This window comes from Microbulbifer sp. TB1203, from assembly GCF_030997045.1.
Lineage (GTDB): Bacteria > Pseudomonadota > Gammaproteobacteria > Pseudomonadales > Cellvibrionaceae > Microbulbifer.
Genome location: NZ_CP116899.1, coordinates 2,472,897 through 2,492,120, shown reverse-complemented (window position 1 = coordinate 2,492,120; position 19,224 = coordinate 2,472,897). Strand labels below are relative to the sequence as shown.

10 protein-coding genes are annotated in these 19,224 nt (G+C 55.7%); 2 read left to right on the top strand and 8 right to left on the bottom strand.

Going from position 1 to position 19,224, the window contains the following annotated elements; translation table 11 throughout:
* Nucleotides 1-51: 51 nt before the first annotated feature.
* Both PP263_RS10435 and PP263_RS10430 read right to left on the bottom strand, forming a co-directional pair.
* On the bottom strand, nt 52-903 hold the full coding sequence (locus tag PP263_RS10435) for a hypothetical protein (RefSeq protein WP_308368366.1): 852 nt from the start codon (nt 901-903) through the stop codon (nt 52-54).
* A gap of 170 nt (nt 904-1,073) precedes the next feature.
* Nucleotides 1,074-3,461, bottom strand: coding sequence for a glycoside hydrolase family 2 TIM barrel-domain containing protein (locus PP263_RS10430; protein WP_308368365.1), 2,388 nt, complete (start codon nt 3,459-3,461; stop codon nt 1,074-1,076).
* Nucleotides 3,462-4,022: 561 nt separating this feature from the next.
* Here PP263_RS10430 and PP263_RS10425 point away from each other — a divergent pair.
* Nucleotides 4,023-4,964 carry an IS1595 family transposase gene (locus PP263_RS10425; RefSeq protein ID WP_308365347.1) on the top strand — a complete coding sequence of 314 codons (942 nt, stop codon included), beginning with the start codon at nt 4,023-4,025 and terminating at the stop codon, nt 4,962-4,964.
* A gap of 344 nt (nt 4,965-5,308) precedes the next feature.
* On the opposite strand, the gene PP263_RS10420 is transcribed toward PP263_RS10425, so the two are convergent.
* Nucleotides 5,309-7,180 (bottom strand): cellulase family glycosylhydrolase, encoded by a 1,872-nt coding sequence (locus tag PP263_RS10420; protein WP_308368364.1) that lies wholly within the window; start codon nt 7,178-7,180, stop codon nt 5,309-5,311.
* An 85-nt stretch (nt 7,181-7,265) separates the two neighbouring features.
* Here PP263_RS10420 and PP263_RS10415 point away from each other — a divergent pair, with 85 nt between their 5' ends.
* Nucleotides 7,266-8,207, top strand: coding sequence for an IS1595 family transposase (locus PP263_RS10415; RefSeq protein ID WP_308365347.1), 942 nt, complete (start codon nt 7,266-7,268; stop codon nt 8,205-8,207).
* A 267-nt stretch (nt 8,208-8,474) separates the two neighbouring features.
* On the opposite strand, the gene PP263_RS10410 is transcribed toward PP263_RS10415, so the two are convergent.
* The 5 genes from PP263_RS10410 to PP263_RS10390 all read right to left on the bottom strand — a co-directional run bounded on the left by PP263_RS10410 (nt 8,475) and on the right by PP263_RS10390 (nt 19,171).
* Nucleotides 8,475-10,775: a GDSL-type esterase/lipase family protein gene (locus tag PP263_RS10410; protein ID WP_308368363.1), complete on the bottom strand. Its 2,301-nt coding sequence runs from the start codon at nt 10,773-10,775 to the stop codon at nt 8,475-8,477.
* Nucleotides 10,776-10,885: 110 nt separating this feature from the next.
* Nucleotides 10,886-13,225: a tetratricopeptide repeat protein gene (locus tag PP263_RS10405; protein ID WP_308368362.1), complete on the bottom strand. Its 2,340-nt coding sequence runs from the start codon at nt 13,223-13,225 to the stop codon at nt 10,886-10,888.
* The gene (locus tag PP263_RS10400) at nt 13,213-14,448 is read right to left on the bottom strand and encodes a hypothetical protein (protein WP_308368361.1); all 1,236 of its coding nucleotides are present in this window, start codon (nt 14,446-14,448) and stop codon (nt 13,213-13,215) included. The genes PP263_RS10405 and PP263_RS10400 overlap by 13 nt, the downstream gene beginning before the upstream one ends.
* An 88-nt stretch (nt 14,449-14,536) precedes the next feature.
* Nucleotides 14,537-16,240 carry a carbohydrate-binding protein gene (locus tag PP263_RS10395; RefSeq protein ID WP_308368360.1) on the bottom strand — a complete coding sequence of 568 codons (1,704 nt, stop codon included), beginning with the start codon at nt 16,238-16,240 and terminating at the stop codon, nt 14,537-14,539.
* Nucleotides 16,241-16,468: 228 nt separating this feature from the next.
* Nucleotides 16,469-19,171: a carbohydrate-binding protein gene (locus PP263_RS10390; RefSeq protein ID WP_308368359.1), complete on the bottom strand. Its 2,703-nt coding sequence runs from the start codon at nt 19,169-19,171 to the stop codon at nt 16,469-16,471.
* Between the last annotated feature and the right edge of the window lie 53 nt (nt 19,172-19,224).

Here is a 19,224-nt window from a genome sequence, read left to right as displayed (position 1 = left end):
GCACTGCACAAGGTGCGCTGCCAGTGGCCGCGCGCTCGCCCGAATTATGACTCAGCTGTTATTTCCTGTCCGAATAAAAGCAAAAGCGAGCGCAGCTATGGCTAGAAGCCACGGCCATAAGTTAGGGGTTTCATTCTTTCGGCGGTTACCTGCGGAGTCGACCACAGTGCGTTCAGGTGCTTCGGATGGACGATTCAGAGGTGGGGTTTTGGTTGAGGGTGAAGTGGTTGCTTCCCGCTCAGATGCCACACTGTCGAAATCGGGCATTTCAACCCGTTCGGCTTTGACGGAACCTGCCGCTGGTGAGCGCCCGGAGCTTCGGATGGTGAATGTTTCACTGACCGGAGTTTCTTCGGCCCTGCCGGGCGACGTTTCGGGTATAGGCACATCGCCGGCATATTCCGGAAAGGGCAGCACCTCTTCCGGGCTGAACCGCTTTTGCATACGCTCGATATAGCCTTCGCTGCTTCCCGGGTTGGCGGGGGCGTGCAGGCGTTCTGTGAGCATAGTTGCCAGGCGGTTGTAGTCTTCTGTCCCCATGTTCACCCAACGGCGCCCGTCACCGAACCAGTGGTCGCCAATCAAGTAGCGCTGGGTTGCCTCCGGATTGACAAAAATCAGTTGCCAGTCGGCGGCGCCACGCTGTGAAGGCTGCGGCTTTTCCTGTAGCTGGAGCAGGTAGAGATAGGGCTCCAGGGTGCGGTAGAGAAGAACGAAACCCTGTCGGTCGAAGTTGCCGGTGTAGTCGGCGCGACTGGCGGGGCGCTGGTTGATTATGTAACCGTTTTCCGTGGGCTGCACTATGGCGAGGGTGCGTTCGAAATCAAACGGCGGCTCCGTCTGGTCTGCCGCGTGGGTGACATCGCCGAGGAAAAGCAGTAGTGCCAGGATAAAAGCTCTCACGATGTGCCCGTCTTTCTGAATTTTACTTGCATTGCTGAAGGAGTGGCAGGGCTGGGGTCCGCGAGCGAGGCCCGATCTTCCTGGCACAGCCCGCCTGATAAGTGCCGGGGGAAAGGGGCCGCCGCCAGACCCATCATGTGAATACATGTTGCCGTAGTCTTGAGGCCTGTTCAATTCAGGCTGAGAGCTGTCTCGGCTGGGGCCAGCTGTGCGGATTTCGCGCTCACATTGACGCTTTCCAGGTTGGTGCCCAGGCGGATCAGGGCGCCGGCCACGCCGTCTTCGCTGTCGACGGCGGCCGGGGATACCAGTTTGGCATCGCCGGACACTTCGAAGTGTACTGCTGTGCCATTGATATGGGTATGGTTGCCATCCTTGTCGAGCAGTCGCGCATAGGCGAACAGCAGGTCATTGGCGCCCGGCACCGGTGCCACACCGGCGGTGTTCACTTCCAGTTGCAGCTCCGCTGCTTCTGCGCCGGGCGTGACGAGCCGATGCCTGGCAACTTCTTTTCCGCCAGCGTAAGCGACCGCTTCCAGGATGCCGGGCACGAACTCATCCAACTGAAAATGGAAGGGCGGGTGCTTCAGGTTGGTGAAGCGGGAATTCGGCGCGCTGCGCGCGACCGGCTCGCCGTTCAACTGGATTTCCACTTCGTCCGCATTGCTGAATACATAGAAGCTGTTGCTCGAGCCCGGCTGCCAGTGGCTTGCGATATGCACCATGTAGCCGCCCGCCAGCGGGCCGGCGAAGTCGTCGGCGTCGCGCTGGCTCTGGTAGAAGTAGTAGCTGAACTTGGGCAGCCGCTCGATGCTCATCAGCCCCGAGGCCTCCAGGTCGTCGGCGTAGCCGCGGTTGTAATCGAACATCACCCAGTAGCCGTCGGCGAAGGCGGGGGTGTTGAAGTTGTCGTTATGGGCCTCCATCAGGTTCAGGGCCTGCTGCTGCAAGCGCTTCTCGCCGTCGCCGAGCAACTGGCGGCTGGATCTGTCCGCCTGCAGCAGGTCGCCCCAGTTGTCCTGGTTGAGGCCGGCGTTCATCGCGTAATACTCCCAGTCGCCGTACTCGGACACGATATAGGGCTTGGTCGGCTCCTTGTAGTGGTCGAGGCGGTGCTGGCGCGCCTGCAGGTAGATATCGTATCCGTAAGGCTTCCAGCCGGCAGAGTAGACGTTGTCTCCGGGAAACTCCTCGTGCACTGCGGCGTGCAACCGGTCGATAAACGGCTCCGGCATTTGGGATTCGTTTAGCGAGCACTCCCAGGCCAGCACCGAGGGGTGGTTGCGGTCGCGGCGGATCAGGTCGCGGCAGGTCTGCACCGCGTGGTTCCTGAATTCCGGCGTGTCATTGAAGTACTGCCAGCCGAGAATCGCATCCAGCAGCACCAGCCCAAGCTCATCTGCGGCGAGTATAAACGCCTTGGAGTGGGGGTAGTGGGAGAGGCGCACATAGTCGAAGCCGGCGGCCTTGATCAGCGCGGCGTCCCGGTACTGGGCAGCATCGGACAGAGCGTAGCCCACGTAGGGGTATTCCTGGTGGCGGTTCACCCCGCGCAGGAAGGTCTTTTCGCCATTGATAAACAGCTCGCCGTTTTCCAGGCGGAATTCGCGGATGCCGATGCGGGTGTCTTCCTCGTCCACCAGCAAGTCGCCGGCAAATACCCGGGTGTGCAGGGTGTACAGTTCCGGGGAGGAGGGGGACCAGAGTTTCGGCTGTGCTACCGAAAAGGACTGTCGGTCGGTCACACTTTGCCGGCCGGCGCCGCTGACCTCTTGTTCGGACCGGGTGATAACCTTGCCTCCGTCCAGCAGTTGGTGCACCACGCGCAGGGATTCCGCGTGGGCGCCGTTGCGGATATGGGTCTGCACCTCGACCCGTGCCGCGTCTTTGGAAACCTGCGGGTAGCGGACAAAGATACCGCCGGAGGCCACTTCGCCGGCGTGGACCGCGTCGGTGATATGCACCGGGTTTTCCGCGCGCAGCCAGACGTTGCGATAGAGGCCGCCGTACATATTGAAGTCCAGGGTGGCCAGCGGCTTGGGGCCGGTAACCTGGTTGTCGCGGTTGTTCAGGCGCACCAGCAGCCGGTTGCCGCCGGCCCGCAACTGGTCTGTGAGTTCCACGGTGAAGGGCAGGTAGCCGCCCGCGTGGCTTCCGATCGTTTTGCCGTTCAGCCAGACTTCGGCCAAGTTCATTGCGCCTTCAAAATCGATATAAACTTTCTTGCCACTCCATTCGCTGCGGAATGGTATATCCAGCCGGTACCAGGCGTCGCCCTGCCATTGGTCGTCGACGACCCGGGGTTCGATGCGCGGCGTGTGGGGCAGGGTGACCGATTGCCAGTTACCGGACTGCAGGGCTTGCTCGAGGCTGAGCCGGCTGTCCGAGCGCATAAACTGCCAGCTGCTGCGGTTCAGTTTTTGCGGTTGGCCGACGGACAGTTGTACCGCCCCGGTTTCCGATTTCGGTTTTGTTTTGGCCTCCTGGGCCGGCTTTCCACATGCGGCCAGAAGGATGACAAGGATGACAGCGACGTTTTTGATTAGTATTTTTCTCATCGGTTTCTCTCAAGTTTTTCCGTGCTCTGGAGGAGAGGAGTGGCCGTTGGCCGCAATAAGGCTTGGGGTGCTCCCAAACGCCGACCTCGGCCAATGGCCATTCCGAAAAGTGTTCTTTTTGTTCCGTAGCGGGAAAAAACCGCATTGCCGGCATTCTCCCAGTGCGAACCCGAATCCACAATGCTGGACGTCCGGTACTGGCTCAGGCGGGCTCCCGGTAGATGCGCCGACACCGCCGGAATTTTTATGGTATCGCGAGATGGTTGAGATAGCGAAGTTGGCCCACCGGGAGCGCGCCCGGCCACGTATCGTGGTGAATGTGGCGACCGGTCCAGTTTATATAATATAAATAATACTACTTTCAAGGGGCGTGCACTGCGGTATCTTGGGCGCTGTTTGGCCATTCATTTACCTAATTACCATCTAAGGTAAGCCAAGCCGAGGAGTAAGCGCGCACAGGTCGAATCTGTGGTTAAAACGTATCCTAATTACCACTCTTGCTAAGTAACGATTACCTGTATATAAATACAGTTATCTCGTTGATCTGCAAGGGAATCCGCCATGGCTCGCAACAAGGTACAGTTCCAGAAGGGCATCAGTTTGACCAAATTCCTCAAGGAGCACGGAACCGAGGACCAGTGCTTCGATGCGCTCTGCCGGTGGCGATGGCCAGACGGATTCCGCTGTCCCCACTGCGGGCATGACAAGTATTGCGACTTGTCTCACCGCAAGCTGAAGCAGTGCAACCGATGTCGCCGCCAGACGTCGATAACCTCGCGCACTATCTTCGACTCCACCAAGCTACCCCTTACCACCTGGTTTCTTGGTATCTTCCTCATTACCCAGGATAAGAAGGGCATCTCCTGCATGGAGCTGGCCCGTCACCTGGGTATCTCCTACAACGCTGCCTGGCGCATGAAGCAGAAGCTCATGCAGGTAATGCTGGAGCGGGACCAGCACTACAAGCTGTCCGGCTTCATCGAGCTGGATGACGCCTATCTTGGCGGCGAGCGTACCGGATGCAAGCCAGGACGCGGCGCTGACGGCAAGACACCCTTTGTTGCCGCTGTTGAAACCACCAAGGAAGGCCAGCCATCCCGGATCAAGCTCTCCATCATCAAGGGTTTCCGAAGCACCGAGATTTCCGCCTGGAGTAAGCGCCATCTGAGTGAAGGCAGCACTGTCATCTCGGATGGCCTCGCGTGTTTCAATGCCGTCACTGAAGCAGGTTGCGCACACGATAAGATTGTCTGTGGTGGTGGCCGCGCTTCCGTTGAAGAGCCCGAGTTCTATTGGGTGAATACTGTACTCGGCAATTTAAAGAGCGCTTTGCGCAGTACCTACCACGCAATCCGGCCTAAATATGCGCAGCGCTATCTGGCGGAATTCCAGTACCGATTCAACCGCAGATTCGATCTTTGCGCGCTCATTCCCCGGCTTATCTACGCCTCTCTCCGGACTCCACCAATGCCGGAAAGATTGCTTAAACTCGGCTTAGCTTAGGTGGTAATTAGGAAACGTATTGGAATTCCGTCAGGTAGCGCCGTGCATCTTTTGGCCGCATCGCAGGATAGGTGCTGCGTAACGCGCTCTTTAAAGGCTTGGTCGATGCACAATGAGTTGTTGAACTCATCGAGCAACGCTCGCAGAAAGTCCATATCCCGTCTGTTGGTGTTGGGCTACCCGTCCCGTTGTCTGGAGATCCTTGATCTATTTAATTGTCGCCCTTGAAAGTCTAGCGGATGGCCGCCCCGCGCAACAGCTCGGAGTTGCTTGCATTCCAAGGGCCCGCGGCCGGCGCGGCACATCCCTGTGCCGCATTGATCCGACAACCTATTTAGTTGCCGTTACTGTACGTTAACGATTGCGTTGATGAGATCTGAATACAGCCAATTGCCATTGTTGCGATCAAATAGCGCCATGCCACCGTCGCCTGCATAGCCGTTGTCCCAATACACAGGGACCATCTGATGGTTGACGCTTGACTGAGTGACATACTCATTCCAGTAAACTCTATATTGTTCATGGTCCCAAACATTAGGGCGTGAAATCACGCCATACTCACCGAGAATCAAACCTACTCCGTTATTCACGAAATGCGTTTTCATGCGATTGAATTGAGAATCCACATAAGATTCATGAGCCCAGGACTCGGTCTTGCTGGGATCTGTCGCACCGGAACCCCATTGAGTAATTCCACTATTGGCGTTCAGGGTGAAATTGTACGGGTCGTAAAAATGTACTTCCATGAACAGGCGGTTTTGGACTGTATCTTCCGGAATAACAGCAAAGTCGATCGCATGATCAATATTGGTATTAAACGACTGTACCACCAGGTAACGGGTTGGATTTAACCCACCGGTAGCGCGCACAGTATCAACAAACGTCTGGTTGAAGCTGTTTTGCACGGTGTAATACTCCTGGGTAGGCGTACCATAGTCGCCATCTACCATCACTTCGTTGGAACCGGCGAACAAAAGCCGATGATCGTAGTCCGCAAAGTGGTTGGCAATCTGGGTCCACATGATGGCGAGACGATTGTTGACGTAGTCCTGTTGGGCGTAGGTCGGCTGCATCCAGCCTTCATCCCAGTGGTTGTTCAGAATCACGTACATGTCCGCATCCAGGGCGTAATTCACCACTTCTTCAACACGGTTCATCCAACTTGAACTGATGGTGAAATTCTGTGCGTTGGAGAACTGACTCCAGGCCACGGGAATGCGAATGGTGTTGAAGCCAGCTGCTTTGACCGAATTGATCAGCTGGCTGGTCACCACCGGATTACCCCAGGCGGTTTCACCGCGAATGGCTTCCAGGGAATTGCCGAGGTTCCAGCCGACACCCATTAGCGGTGTCAGCTCAATGCTCGTCAGACCGCCTGGGTTTGAACCGCTGCAGTTGGCCGCCTGCGGACTGTTGCCGGTCACGGTTAAGGAATCGATATTGCCCAGTCCCGCACTGGTGGTAGCCTGCAGGCGAACTGTATTGTCGCCGGCGCTCAAGGCAATGGTCGCGCCCGCGGACGTCCAGCTGGTCCAGGCGCCGGTGGAGGGAAAATCCACTGTGGCTGCGCTCGAGCCGTTGACCTGCACGCTGCCGGGCCTGTTGGTCGAGCCGCCGTTCGCGTACCGCCACGCCAGGGTGTAGTTGCCGCTGCTCGGCACCTCGATCTTCCAGTCAACGCCGTTGCCCGCGGCGTTGTCGGTGTTGGCAAAACCGCTGCCGGTAAAGCCGTCGTGGTTGCTGTCGACCGAACCGTCCACGCCGCAAAAGCCCGCGGTGTTTTCCTGGAGCAGAATTTCGGTGTCGCCCCCGGAAGCTACCAGCTCGAAGACCACATCGTCGAAGCTGCTCCATTCGCTGTTTTCGGTCGTTATGCCCAACTCGCAACTGCCGCCGCTCAACTGGATATTGTCAACGACTACCTGGGACCAACTGCCCCAGGGGCTGGAGGGAATGGGAGTTGAGTAGCTTTGGCCGTCGCAGTCGGCCCAGAGCCAGGCCTGGGTGGTTTCACCGCCGACGGTGTAGGCCGACAGGCGGTAGGTCCCCGCCGCCAGCCCCATTAGCGTCTGTTTGGTCTCGGCCGTGTAGGAAGAACTCGACGACCAGTGAGTCAAACGGTTGCCATTGCGTCCGTTGGATTCGGTATACTGTGCCGACGCGTCCCCGTTCAGTGTCCAACCGTTGGTACCGTTTTCGAACCCGGGATTGGTCAACAGGTTTCCTAATTACCACTCTTGCTAAGTAACGATTACCTGTATATAAATACAGTTATCTCGTTGATCTGCAAGGGAATCCGCCATGGCTCGCAACAAGGTACAGTTCCAGAAGGGCATCAGTTTGACCAAATTCCTCAAGGAGCACGGAACCGAGGACCAGTGCTTCGATGCGCTCTGCCGGTGGCGATGGCCAGACGGATTCCGCTGTCCCCACTGCGGGCATGACAAGTATTGCGACTTGTCTCACCGCAAGCTGAAGCAGTGCAACCGATGTCGCCGCCAGACGTCGATAACCTCGCGCACTATCTTCGACTCCACCAAGCTACCCCTTACCACCTGGTTTCTTGGTATCTTCCTCATTACCCAGGATAAGAAGGGCATCTCCTGCATGGAGCTGGCCCGTCACCTGGGTATCTCCTACAACGCTGCCTGGCGCATGAAGCAGAAGCTCATGCAGGTAATGCTGGAGCGGGACCAGCACTACAAGCTGTCCGGCTTCATCGAGCTGGATGACGCCTATCTTGGCGGCGAGCGTACCGGATGCAAGCCAGGACGCGGCGCTGACGGCAAGACACCCTTTGTTGCCGCTGTTGAAACCACCAAGGAAGGCCAGCCATCCCGGATCAAGCTCTCCATCATCAAGGGTTTCCGAAGCACCGAGATTTCCGCCTGGAGTAAGCGCCATCTGAGTGAAGGCAGCACTGTCATCTCGGATGGCCTCGCGTGTTTCAATGCCGTCACTGAAGCAGGTTGCGCACACGATAAGATTGTCTGTGGTGGTGGCCGCGCTTCCGTTGAAGAGCCCGAGTTCTATTGGGTGAATACTGTACTCGGCAATTTAAAGAGCGCTTTGCGCAGTACCTACCACGCAATCCGGCCTAAATATGCGCAGCGCTATCTGGCGGAATTCCAGTACCGATTCAACCGCAGATTCGATCTTTGCGCGCTCATTCCCCGGCTTATCTACGCCTCTCTCCGGACTCCACCAATGCCGGAAAGATTGCTTAAACTCGGCTTAGCTTAGGTGGTAATTAGGACAGGTTTTGTGACAAGGAAAAGGACGAGAAAGCCAGCAAGGTGGAAAAAAGTACTAGCGATATTGCCAATTTCCAGATCTGCGCAAATCTATATCTGATATATGTATAACGAGCCATTGTTCTATTTCCGATAAGAGTGGTTGATCGGTGAGCTTGCGCTTGATGATTCGTGTTAAATTCGGCAATCGTTTCGGAAAGCATTTCTACCCCGTTTCAAAAGCATAAACAGCCGCAGCTGTTTATGCTCGTGATTTCTACTTTCGATAGCCGTTCAACGCCATGCCCGCTTCGCCGATGCCATCCGCAACGAAACGCGCAAGATTACGTGCGCCATTCTCCTGGAAGTGCGTGCCGTCGATCGATCCGTTGGCACGCACGAAAAAGAAATCCTCCGGCGTCGGTGATGGACAGATTGCCATCAAGTGATTCACGGTTTTCTGGTTCAAGTCGATCAGTGAAATGCCTTCTACCGATGCAAGTTCCCGCATTGCCTGCGCCCAGGCTCCGGTGCCATTTCCACCGGTGCAGTAGGCCGAGTTCCTGGGCGTCGGCGTGACGAAGCCCAGGTTGATTCCTCGCGCACGGGCACCGTTTATGTATTGCAGCAAGTAGGACTTAAAATCGGTATTCGGGTCCAGATAGTAGGGAATGGTTTGTCCGTTGATGGTATAGGTGGCGGTTCTGTGGCTGTCATTGGTGCCAAACTGTAGCAACAGGTAATCGCCTGGATTGGCTTCTTCCCAGATGGCGTCGAGGCGTCCTTCCTCAATAAAGCGTCGCGCAGTACGCCCCCCGATTGCATGGTTATAAATGTTGACATTGGCGTTATATTGCTCCGGCAACATTTGTCCCCAGCCCGCCATATCATTGGGGCTCGAGGTATCGGTATAACTGGAGACGATGGAGTCACCGGCCAGGAAAACATTTACCGGGGTTGAGGTATCATTCTTCAAGTGTTGGGTCAGAGGAAGGTTCAGGTCGCGGAGCCCCTGGACCACGAGACCGGCAATATCATAGGCTCCACTGGTATCGAAATGGGTATGGTCGTTACAGAAGAAGGCGCCGACCGCTCCGCCAGTGCTTTCCGATACATCGCCACCCCCCGGAATCGGACAGAAATTCCGTTCGTTATACAGCTGAATGCTGCGTTGGTGCAGGTCAATGACGGGTACGCTCAGATTTGCACCTGAATCAAAGGTTTCCGATATAAATCCGCGTGATGCCACAGCCGTGTCGCCGGAACAGCGGACCGCTGATACCGGTGTGATAAATATCGGCGTTGCGCCTCTTGCGCGAGCGGCTTCGGCCATCATTTGATAGGCCTGCATAAATGCATTGGAACCGACGTGTCGCGGACAGGAGCTGGAACCGTCATTGATACCAAACTGGATAAATAGATAGTCACCGCTTTTCATGCCGGACAGCGCGGTTTGCCAGCGGTCTTGCAGGATCGGATTCCCGCTGGAGTCGGTACTGAGAATACACTCCCCGTCACTACCAAAACTGGATTGCACATCGTAAAGCCAGGTGCGGACACTGCGTCCGCCGACCGCGAGGTTTTGTACACTGACATTGCTATTGAAGTAATCTGCAAAGTCGCGGCCCCATCCGTGTGGACAAGAGGATCCACCATTCATCACGGTGGAATCTCCAGCCATCCAGAGGGTAATGGCGTCGCTGCTCCCACACTCATGGCCGCTGACGATGCCGGGCCCCGCGATACTCAAGGAATCGATATTGCCCAGTCCCTCGGCAGCGGTGGCTTGCAGGCGGATGGTGTGCGTACCCTGGTCGAGCCATAGTTCAAGTGCCTCGCTGTTCGCCCAGCTTGTCCAACTGCCGGTTACCGGAAACGCCACACCGTGGGACGACGTCTGGTTGTCAACCGATACCTCGCCGGGGCGTCCATTCGCGCCGCCATTGGCATAGCGCCATTGCAGGCTGTAGGTGCCCGCCTGGCCGACCTCAATTTGCCAGTTCACTCCATTGCCCGTGGCATTCGTCGTGTTGGCAAAACCACTTCCGTGGTAACCTGAGTGATTGCTGTCGACCGAGCCGTCTACGTCACAGAAGCCAATGCCTTCCTCGATCACAATCTCGCTGGGGCCACCGCCGGACACCCGCTCGAAGAACACATCGTCGAAGCTGCTCCACTCGCTGTTTTCGGTCGTTATGCCCAGCTCGCAGTTGCCGCCGCTCACCGGGATATTGTCAACGACTACCTGGGCCCAACTGCCCCAGGGGCTGGAGGGAATGGGGGTTGAGAAGCTCTGGCCGTCGCAGTAGGCCCAGAGCCAGGCCCCGCTGGTTTCGCCGCCGACGGTGTAAACGGACAAGCGGTAGGTTCCCGCCGCCAGCCCCATTACCGTCTGTTTGGTCTCGGCCGTGTAGGAAGCACTCGACGACCAGTGGGTCAAACGGTTGCCATTGCGCCCGTTGGATTCGGTAAACTGGGCCGACGAGTCCTCTTCCAGAATCCAACCGTCGGTACCGTTTTCGAACCCGGGATTGGTCAACAGGTTTTGTGAAAAGGAGAAGGACGAGAAAGTCAGCAATGTGGAAAAAAGTACCAGGGATATTGCCAACTTACAGATCTGCAGGAATTTATACCTTACATTTATATAGCGAGTCATTATTCTATCTCCGATAGAAGGGGGTAATCGTATTACGCCTGCGGAATACAGGCCTGCTGAAACATATGTTCCACTTGATTTTGATAGCCGCCCATAGCGCGTCCTTTGCTTTTTGCCGCTTCCAGCACCGAACAACCCTTTTCATGATCCCTGCTGTTAAAAGCGACAAGTGCTTCAATCACATATCCCAGGGGTGCTTCCGGGGTGTGCACTCTCGCCTCATCAAGATCATTCCTTGCTTTTTTCCACTCATTTTGACTGAGGTAAGCAAAGCTTCGGTTTAGCCAAGCCGATCCTAAATCCGGTTTCAAGGCTATAGCTTTGTCAAAGTCGCGAAAGGCACCTTCGAAATCACCGGCTTCCCGTTTGATATCCCCTCTGAGATTGAATAGGTCCGCCGACTTCGGATTTAACTCCAGCGCCTTGTCAAAATCTGCTACAGCATCCTGGAGTTTTCCGATTTTCTGTTGCAGGAGACCGCGCTTGGCGATTATGTTGAAATTCATTGGATTCAACTCAACTGCTTTATTGATGCTTTCCAGTGCTCCGTCGAGATCCCCGATAAACTCCTTCGCCAGACCCAGATTAAAGGGGCCTCGAAAGTCTGTGGGGGCGATCGCTATAGCCTTCTTAAAATCGCGCATAGCCATATCGTCGTTATTGAGCTGCGAATGAAGCGCACCGCGTTCCAGAAACACATCCGGATTGTCAGGTTGTATTTCAGCCGCTTTGTCAAGCAATCGGAGAGCGTCTTCAAGCTCGCCATACCGGAGTAGATTCTTGGCAACTCGATAGTGGTAGTTCCCACCCTCTGAAAATTGATCTACAAGCTTCTCGATACTGTCGGGCTCTACATTCAGGAATTCCGGTATATTGGCTGCCCGATCTTCCGTCATTAGGTGCTCCAGCAAAACTGGCGGAGTATCATTGCCGTCTTCATCTATATGGGTGAGCCATAGCTGCGTATAAGGGCCACGCGCTTTGGACGAAAACACCATCCAGCGGCCATTCGGCGAAAAGCTGTGCCAAGAGTTCATTTCGACAGTATTGGCATTCATCTCCCGCGCCACCCCTCCTTCGGCGGGCACTATGTACAGGCGGCTATCCGGCTGTAGGAGCATAAAGCTTTCGGCCTGAGTAAACACAACCCACTTGCCGTCGGGCGTAACCTTGGGGAAATAGTTGCTTTTACCATTGTTGGAAGCGCCTTCCAATGGAACGGCCTCGCCACCTTCGCCGTTGTTGAAGGGAATTTTGTAAATATCGTACTTGAATTTTTTGCCATCACTCAAAAATTCGGACGCAGCTTCTTTCGGGATTATAGCGGAGGTATAATCGTCCGCGTTCTCGAGCTGGTGAGCGCGTGATCGTGCAAAGAACAGCGTTTCTCCATCGGGGCTCCAGGAAGGATTGCTTTGCACATACTCGGGGTTGTCAGCGCCCGGAAGCGCCTTGAATTCGCCTGTCTCGCGGTGGTACGACGCTATGATACCCTGGATAGGAAAGAACAGCTGCGAGTAGGCCAGGTTTTCCGGAAGTCCGACAAAAATCGAACGATCTTTCACAGTACTTACGACGTGATTCCCATCTGGCGATACACGCGATAGAAGCCCGAATGTAAGGGTTCCATCCTCTCGTTTGTAGTCACTCCAGGTGATAATTTTATCGGGAGTCAGGTCAGTGTGTTTTTCCAGCTCAGTAATAACATATGAACCTTTATCGTTGGCATAATCGATATCCATACCGAAAGTGCGGCCGTCATCGGAGGCCGAGTGGCAATTTCCACAAAGCGGCAGGTTGTCCATTAACACTCGCGATTCGTGTGATTCAGAAACATAACCGAGCCGATAGCGAATTTTCTCCGGATACTTGTTGGCATAGTCAAACGGTAGCGGAACTTCCCTGAAGAAGATAGGTGCTCCTACCGGGTCATCTGAGGCCCGGATTGATACCTCGTCGCTCGACACCCAGCTATCATGATTGTGCTTCCCGTCAACTCTGCGGCCGCCCTGTACAATAATTGAGACCGGCTTTTCCAGTGCCGCGACTTTGATCGCTTCCCACACATTAGTGTTGGGCTTCCAGCTCTGTTCGGTAACCTGCTTTTCGACGATGGGAGCTTCCCCCTCGCGCGCCACCCGAACAAGCCATGTATCTGCTTCGCCGGAGTCATCGTTCCATATAAAAGTCGAGGGTGCTATCTCAAGCGGGAACATTGCCCCGTCCAGGGGATATTCAATAGTCAGCTTACCGAGCTGATCGGATGAGGCCTCCGCCTGCCCGTTAGTCGAAACGCTTTTTGAGCAACTCCAGACCAACAACAAGCTTACGGCTGCAAGGCACAGGATTGATGTTGTTTTTAATAAGCGCATTTTTTTGTTCCAGTTTTTGGCACCACGACTTCGGCGTCGATCTCGAAAAGGAGATCATCCCTGCAGATATCAGCAATCACCGGCACGCCGGGAAACTCAGCAAGGCCACGTTTCCTGGCGATTCTCTGGAAGATATCCCACAATGCTGGATCTTTGAGAAATACATTGGCGGTAGCGACCTGATTCAGACTCGCAGAAACGGTTTCCAATAGCGTCTCAAGCTTGTCCAGTGTACAAGCGATTTGTGATGCACCGTCTTTTGGATGAAGGGTCCGGCCATCTTCGCCTATAGATGCAGTACCGGAAACTTGGATGATATCGGCGGTCTGCTCCTGAATCAGAACTGCCCTTGAGAATGAAGCGCCGTAATGGAACGCCTCCTTCTGCGCCGGGTTACTGAGCTGTCTAACCGTATCTTTGGATATCGGCTTTACAGCCAGGAAGTCCGCCGCGAGAGCAGAGCGGTTTGCCGAGGTGCCCCCTATACCGGTGCTTGCTGGCAGGCGGAGTGGCGCACCTGATTTTTTTGCCAATCGAAAATCGGTGTAGTGTTTGTCCCGCACCTGATTGAATAGCTGATAGTTATCGAGGATGTCGTGAATGTAGAACCAGGTTCTGGTCACGTCAGTGAACGAAAAACCATTGTCGACCAGGGCGCTGGCAGCGGCCAGGAATACCTCGTTCGCTTCGAGATCAAGTTGGGATGATAATCCTGTGTTCCTCCCAAACTGCAACATTGCGTAGTCGACAATACCCGAGGACCAGATTCGACCCACTGGGGTACCATGAATTTCCAGGGTTTCCGGTTTCGCGATGCTCCCCGGTACAGCATGAAAGAGGGCGCCTGCCAGCCCGGCACCCCACGGAGGGCATCCGTGGATCAGTGTCACAGGTATATTGGGATCAATGCCGTAGCGAGGTAGCGTTTGCTGTCTTTGGTAAAGTAAATCGTGCTGGCACGATAAGCTGGCAAACACTCTTTCATGAGTAATCACCAGCTGCTTTTCCGTCAATAGCGTTCCTATAATTTGGTAAAGAGTTTCGTAATTATCGTGCTCTTCACGAGGGCCTTGGGCACTTCCGCTTGCAATTGCCGAAATGAAAATTCCGGCCGTGCCGGCATCGGTATATGTCAAGATAAAGCCGTTTCGAGCGAGCCTCTGTTTTACCACGGACGGCGGCGAGGGCGAAGCCTGAAATGCTTTTGAGATGGTTTGGTTCATAAATCTTTGTTTCATACAGCGCGGAGGTAAAGTTTGTTTACAGATTCCCCGGCGTAAACGCCGGGGAACCAGGCGTCCAATTCGCGTATCAGAACTGCGTGATGAATTCCCACGTCTCATCGTGCACCCATGACGACCCGATAGGCTCATTGTTCGGCGGATAGGTGTGTGCTCCGTCGAAAGTGGACCAGCGCACGGGGTAATTGTCCGGGCAATCGTAGTCGTAGGTGACGTGGGGGCCTCCGTCCCAGGCCTCAGGTACGGAACCAGGTGTCGCGCACGCGTTGTTCGCCACGAACCGATCTCTCGACCGCCGTCCTGATGAGATGGGGCAGGTCGGGTCATGCAGGCCATGAACCCCCATATAAGCGAGGGGCTTGCCGGTATTCTCCGGGAAGTAGATGTTGTAGTCGGCGGTAGCGTACACCACGACGCCTCGCAGAACATCCTGATGCGTTTGCGCCAGGCCATTGGTGTACATTGCACCCAGGCTGAACCCGACGGAGAAGATTCTCGATTTATCGATGCACAAGTTGGATGCGAGGTGAGCGTTCAGATCATCGAAGAAGATGTGGTCGCGGTCGTCGCTCCCTGACCACCACTCGTTATATCCGTTAGGTGCAACGAAGATGGTGTTATTCCCTGTGTCGAGCGCTTTAAGGCCGAACCACTGTGACCAGCCCGCCACAGCTTCGTCACTCCCATTCGCCCAGTGCATCCCGAAAATCAGTCGGTAGGGCTTGTTCGCGTCGTAGTTGCTTGGAAGGGAGAGAATGTACTCTCGGTTGTAGCCTGCACTCGTCATCGTGTGGGCACCGCTCGCCAGACCGGGGGACTGACCGCAACCGCTACTTGGAACGGGTGGGTTGCCCAGTGGATACCCATCACCGGAATTGTTTCCGCAATCGATCGCCTGCGGACTGTTGCCGGTGACGGTCAACGAATCAATGTTACCCAGTCCCTCGCCGGAAATTGCCTCCAGGCGAATGGTGTTCTCGCCGGCGTCCAGGGAAATGGTCGCACTCGCCACAGCCCAGGTCTCCCAGGCGCCGGTGGAGGGGAAATCCACCGTCGCTACACTGTTGCCATTGACCACAACACTGCCCGCACGGTTGTTGTCCGAGGCGTTGGCGTAGCGCCATTCCAGCTCATAGCTCCCGCCCGCGGGCACTTGAACACGCCACTCGACGCCGTTGCCCGTGGCGTTGTCGGTGTTGGCGAAGCCTCTGCCGTTGTAGCCTGAGTGGTTGCTGTCGACCGAGCCGTCCACACTACAGAAGCCAGTGGCTTCCTCGATCACAAGCTCGCCGGGGCCACCGCCGGACACCCATTCAAAAACCACATCGTCGAAGCTGCTCCACTCGCTGTTTTCGGTCGTTATTCCCAGTTCGCAACTGCCGCCGCTCACCGGGATATTGTCAACGACAACCTGGGCCCAACTGCCCCAGGGACTGGAGGGAATGGGGGTTGAGAAGCGCTGGCCATCGCAGTAGGCCCAGAGCCAGGCTCCGCTGGTTTCGCCGCCGACGGTGTAAACGGACAGGCGGTAGTTCCCCGCCGCCAGTCCCGTTACCGTTTGTTTGGTCTCGGCCGTATAAGAAGAACTCGACGACCAGTGGGTTAAGCGGTTGCCACTGCGCCCGCTGGACTCGGTAAACTGGGCCGACGCGTCCCCGCCCAGCGTCCAACCGCTGGTACCGCTTTCGAAGCCGGGATTGGTCAACAGGTTTTGTGAAAAAGAATAGGAGGAGAAAGCCAGCAAGGTGGAAAAAAGTACTAGAGACGTTGCCAACTTCCAACTCTTCAGAAACCTAGATCTTATATTAAGGTAGCGAGTCATAATTATATCTCCGATAAAAGTGATTAATGAGTAAGCCTGCACTACCAGGCTGCTAACACGTTTAAAAAGTTCATCGATAGCATATTTATGGTGCGAGTCATAATTATTCCTCCGAGTTAAGAACGTGTGGTGAATGAGCCCGCGCTGGCGGGCTCATTCCCTGAACTACAAAATCTATGGTTACGGCCGGGGAGCCGGACGAATGAGCGGCTTGGGTGGTACAGACATACCCTCGCCAAGGTAGTAATCAACATGATGTGACTGCTTATACCCCTGAACCGTCATGCTGTTGCGGTAGCCGGGGTTATGAGGCAGGGTGTAAATCCGATGATCAGTTTGGTAGCCCGTTGTGTAAATCTTCAAGTGCGAATGGTCAGACGCTTCAATGATAACTTCTTCACGCCAGTCACCGAGAATGTCACCGAAAAACGGCAGCGCGCCCCGTGCTTGGACCAAACCGTCGAAGCTTTCCCGCCAGACGTAGGTATTGCGTTCTTGCGCCTGCGTATCCCAATCACCAACCCGGTTTTGGTCCAGCAACTCGCTGCTCAGGTCACCGTCCCACTGAACTTCGAAGTTTGGCCAGGGCACATTTCGAAGGTCGCCGGCTTCCGGTATGAGCACTTCGCCACTTGCGGAATAGAGCCCATTGAAACTCCAGTATTCCATGCCAAGGTGCTCGGGGAAAATGTCGGCGACAGTGCCACGGCCCAAATCCCTGCCAGTGCCACCGGTGGGATTATAATATGCACGCAGGATTTCGCCGGTGGCCGCATCGTAGTAGTAGGTTTCCAATCCGTTGGGATTATCCTGCTGGATTGCAAATCCCTCCAAACCGGGGTGGGTCGGGTCAATGTCGGTGATATGAAAACGGTCGCCATGAACAACGCCATTCCCGCGCAGGTCGTAGAGTACCGTTCCGTCCTGATCAAGTGCGTAACCGCCATCCAGCACTTCGTCCATGCCGTCGCCGTCAACGTCCATTATGCGTATTTGATGGAAGTCGTGGCTGGCGCCCCAGTCACGGTTGTACTTCCAGCGCCGTGTCAATTGGGTTCCGTCAAAATCATAGGTAGTGACTACCAGGTTGAAGCCGCCACTGCCTACGCGGTTTTTGCATTTGGTGACTACGCTGGGGTTTTGGCCGTCCAGGTAGCCAGCGCCGAAATGACACTGAAGGGGGCCATCAGAGATATAGTCGTCGGGCAGGGGCGCACGCGTTATTTCAGCACCGGTCTCTCCATTGACAATGGAAACAAACTGATCATTATTGTTGTTGTGGTTCAGCGTTTGCCCATCTCCGAACACGAAGCCATTGGCCGTCTTTATCGCCACTTCCGCTTTGCCATTGCTGTCAAAGTCAAACACGGTCAGCCCGTCGTTGTGGCCATTGCTGATGGTGGTGGCACCGCCTTCGATATTGTTTTGATTGACGCCCAGTGGCCCCGTGTCCAAACGCCACAGGAATTCACCGCTCAGGGTGTAGGCATCCACCTTTGGCGATTGAGAGCTTTTGCGGTCCACAATCACCTCGTATTCGCCGTTGCCTGTCAGGTCTCCGACCCAGCCGAGGCGGACATCCGCGCCGGATGGCGCCGGTGCCAGGGGAATTTCAATCCAGTGCCTCGGAAGCAGGGATGCACTGGCACTGGGCTCGCCTTCATCGCCATTAACGACGGGGCGCACGAAATACTCTGAATTGGCGGATTCATTGGAATCCAAGCACCAGGTTGGGTCGCTACCGCTTCGCGAGCAGACCAGTGACGTGTTGCCGCCATCCTGTCGATACAGGTTGAAAGCCGTACCGCGCGGCTCGTAGCCAAACAGACGCCAACTGACAAAAGCGTTGGAGCCTTGCTGATGCGCAATAACCCCTCGATCCAGACATTCCATGAATCTGCCATTGGCCTGGCCGCTACCACACTGTGCATTTGTATTGCCACAGGCCACCGCCTGCGGACTGTTGCCGGTCACGCTCAAGGAATCGATGTTGCCCAGCCCCTCGCTGCCGGTAGCTTGCAGGCGGATGCTATTCTCGCCGGCGCTCAAAACAATTTCTGCGCTCGCCGACGTCCAGCTTTCCCAGGAGCCCGTAACGGGGAAATCCACCATGGCGTGACTCGAGCCGTTGATCAGCACCTCGCCGGGCCGGTTGGCCGAGCCGCCGTTCGCGTACCGCCATTCCAGGGTATAATCGCCGCTGCTCGGCACGTTGACCTGCCAGTCGGCGCCGTCGCCCGTGGCGTTGTCGGTGTTGGCGAAACCACTGCCATTGAAGCCCGAGTGGTTGCTGTCGACCGAACCATCCACGCCGCAGAAGCCGGTGCCTTCCTCAATGACAATCTCGCTGGGGCCACCGCCGCCGGATACCTGTTCAAAGACCACATCGTCGATGCTGGTCCACTCGCTGTTTTCGGTCGTTATTCCCAGCTCGCAGCTGCCGCCGCTCACCGAGATATTGTCAACGACTACCTGAGCCCAACTGCCCCAGGGGCTGGAGGGAATGGGAGTTGAGAAGCTCTGGCCATCGCAATAGGCCCAGAGCCAGGCCGCACTGGTTTCACCGCCGACGGTGTAAACGGACAGGCGGTAGGTCCCCATCGCCAGCCCCGATACCGTCTGTTTGGTCTCGGCCCTGTAAGAAGAACTTGACGACCAGTGGGTCAAGCGGCTGCCACTGCGCCCGTTGGATTCGGTAAACTGGGCCGAGGCGCTCTCGGCCAGAGTCCAGCCGTTGGTACCGTTTTCGAACCCGGGATTGGTCAACAGGTTTTGTGAAAAGGAGAACGGCGAGAAAGCCAGCAAGGTGGAAAAAAGTATGAGGAATCTTGCCAACTTCCAGCCCTGCAGAAATTTAAATCTTATGTTTATAGGGCGAGTCATTATTATATCTCCGATAATTTGAAGTCTCATACTACTGGGGAGGCAGGTTTGTT